This window comes from Microcystis sp. M090S1 (assembly GCF_020246295.1).
GTDB lineage: Bacteria > Cyanobacteriota > Cyanobacteriia > Cyanobacteriales > Microcystaceae > Microcystis > Microcystis aeruginosa.
Map to the genome: position 1 here is coordinate 1 of NZ_JADBTF010000399.1, position 2,902 is coordinate 2,902.

General features: G+C 41.9%; 1 protein-coding gene. It reads right to left on the reverse strand.

Annotated elements, in window-relative coordinates; all coding sequences use genetic code 11:
* Positions 1–171: 171 nt before the first annotated feature.
* Positions 172–2,340, reverse strand: coding sequence for a polyphosphate kinase 1 (gene ppk1, locus IM477_RS17705; RefSeq protein WP_287732860.1), 2,169 nt, complete (start codon positions 2,338–2,340; stop codon positions 172–174).
* Between the last annotated feature and the right edge of the window lie 562 nt (positions 2,341–2,902).

The window sequence follows — 2,902 nt, forward strand, 5'->3', positions numbered from 1 at the left end:
TAAATCCGTTGAGTATAGGCTACATATCAGGAGAGGCAATAGGCACACTTGCAATAGGCAAAAGGAGCAATAGATAATCAGTTTTTAATAACCGGATTTAGTATCACATCTGATCACTGATAACTGATAACTGATAACTGATAACTGATAACTGATAACTGATCACTGTTCCTATTGACTAACACCCGCAGATTTAAGGGCTTTTTCCATTAAAATTACATGGGTACTGCTTTCCTGTCCCTGGTTGGCAGCACGACGCTGAATATAACTGCCGTCGGATTGTAATTCCCATGCTTGCCGGTTATCTGACAACATGATACCGAGAATTTCTTCCAGTTCCTTGGCGATCGTTGGTTCATCGATGGGTGTCACTGCTTCCACGCGACGAGTCAGGTTCCGCGTCATCCAATCGGCGCTACCAAGATAAACCTCCTCCTGACCACCATTGTAGAAGTAAAAAATGCGGGAATGTTCCAAAAAGCGGCCGATAATGCTAATTACTCGGATATTTTCGCTCACTTCCGGCAATCCGGGCCGTAAACAACAGATCCCACGAATAATTAAGTCAATCTGCACGCCAGCACGAGAAGCGGCGTATAAGGCTTCTATAATCGGTTTATCGACAATAGAGTTCATTTTTGCGACAATGCGCCCCGTACCGCCATTTTTACAGTTTTTGGCCTCGCGATCGATCATTGCTAACATCCGTTTTCGCAAACTCACCGGAGCAATTAAAAGTTTGCGATAGGATTGCTGACGGGAGTATCCGGTCAGAAAGTTAAATAAATCGGTGATATCTGCCCCCAAATCCTCGCGACAGCTAAGTAAACCCAAATCAGTGTATAATTTAGCCGTTTTTGGGTTATAATTACCGGTGCCAATATGGAAATAACGACGGATTTTATCCCCTTCTTTTCTGACCACGAGAACCACTTTCGTATGGGTTTTTAGACCAACTAAGCCATAAACAACGTGAACTCCGGCTTGTTCGAGCTTTTTCGCCCAAGTAATGTTATTTTCCTCATCAAAGCGGGCTTTTAGTTCCACTAACGCCGCTACCTGTTTACCATTTTCCGCCGCCGCAATCAGGGAATTGACAATCGGGGAATCTCCGGAAGTACGATACAAAGTCATTTTAATCGCTAAAACATGGGCATCATGGGCAGCCTGGTCGATAAACTGTTGTACCGAGGCACTAAAGGAATGGTAAGGGTGATGAACGAGAATATCGTTATTGCGAATTAAAGTAAAAATATCTTCGCCATCCTGTTCTAGGATCCCGTCTTCGTTACCGTCAACTATTTCTCGCAATCCCTGTAAAACCGGTGGGGTGACAGGATTCCAAGGCGGATCTTTCAGTTCGGGACAGGGTAAAGACATAAAATAAAATAAATCTTTGTGTCCCAGCAGTCCATCCACATCGTAAACATCGATCTCCTCAAGTCCGAGATCGCGCATGATCCGGTTTTTAATATTGCTAGGGGTAGAACTGTGAATTTCCAGACGTACTGCCGATTTACCGATGCGGCGCTTGCGTACTTCTTCCTCGATCGCTAATAATAAATCATCGGCCTCATCTTCTTCGACGGAGATGTCAGCGTTGCGCGTCACCCGAAAAGGATAACATTCTTGAATGATCATGCCGGGGAAAAGTGCCTCTAAATTGTGCATTACCACCTGTTCAAGCGGTACTCCCGTCCAAATCGAAGCTTTTCCGTCTTGGTGGCGTAATTCTTTGGATAATGCCAGAAAACGGGGGAAAACCTGCGGTACTTTCACCCTGGCAAATAGTTCTTTATCGGTGTCGGGATCGCGAACGACTACGGCTAAATTGAGACTAAGATTAGAAATATAGGGAAAAGGATGACTAGGATCCACCGCTAGAGGAGTTAAAACGGGGAAAATATTTTGTTCAAAGTAATCATGGAGATAATTGCGCTGTTCTTGATGTAAATCCACATAGTTAATCAGATGAATTCCCTGTTCTACTAAGAGGTTTTTCAGGGTGTGTTCAAAAAGATGATCCTGCTGTTGCACAAGGGGACGCAGACGTTTACTTATCTCGGTTAGCTGTTCTGAGGCAGTCCTGCCATCGGCACTTAAAACGGCTACATTTGCCTCTACCTGTTGTTTAAGAACTGCCACCCGTACCATAAAAAATTCGTCGAGATTGGCACAAAAAATGGCGGTAAATTTTAATCTTTCCAGTAGGGGAGTCCGAGGATCAAGTGCCTCATAAAGCACGCGATGATTAAATTCTAACCAGCTTAATTCTCGGTTAAAGTAATATTGCGAATCTTTAAGATCGATTTCGGAAGTTACGCTAGGAGCTTTAGCCATAGAGTCTAATACCTAAATAATAGATTAAACAGTTAGTAAGAAGCCACTTAAGCCTAAATTTGACTATTTTGGGCGTTTTTTTAGGCTACACTGCCCCAGATTAACCAAAGTTACCCCGATTATCTTGGATGCTAATCCTACTGATTCTAGCCTGACCGGGGAAAAAATCAATTTATTAAAAGGTTAAGAAATCAATCCCGACAGATCAAGGTTAAATTAATCTTTCAGTGAAATTAGAGTGTCAGGAAGAACAATAGGCATAATTTGCTGAGAATATCGTCTTTAAAGCCTTGCTTTGATTATAACACAAAGTCGAGCCGATTTGTTAAATATATCATCTCAAACTTAAGGCAATAAACCGAATCAGAATATTTGATAAGGATGATGATTAGATTGCCAATTGACCATTAGTTGATATATTTGTGTTTGATAAAAATAAGATAACTCATAAGCTAATCTTAAGTCTCTTTCCAAGTCTTCTTGGCTCTTCGGGAATTGTTATGCAAATAATTAACTTAAAATAAAATTCGATGAGAGCAACTACGCTCAAAAGTAGCTGAAA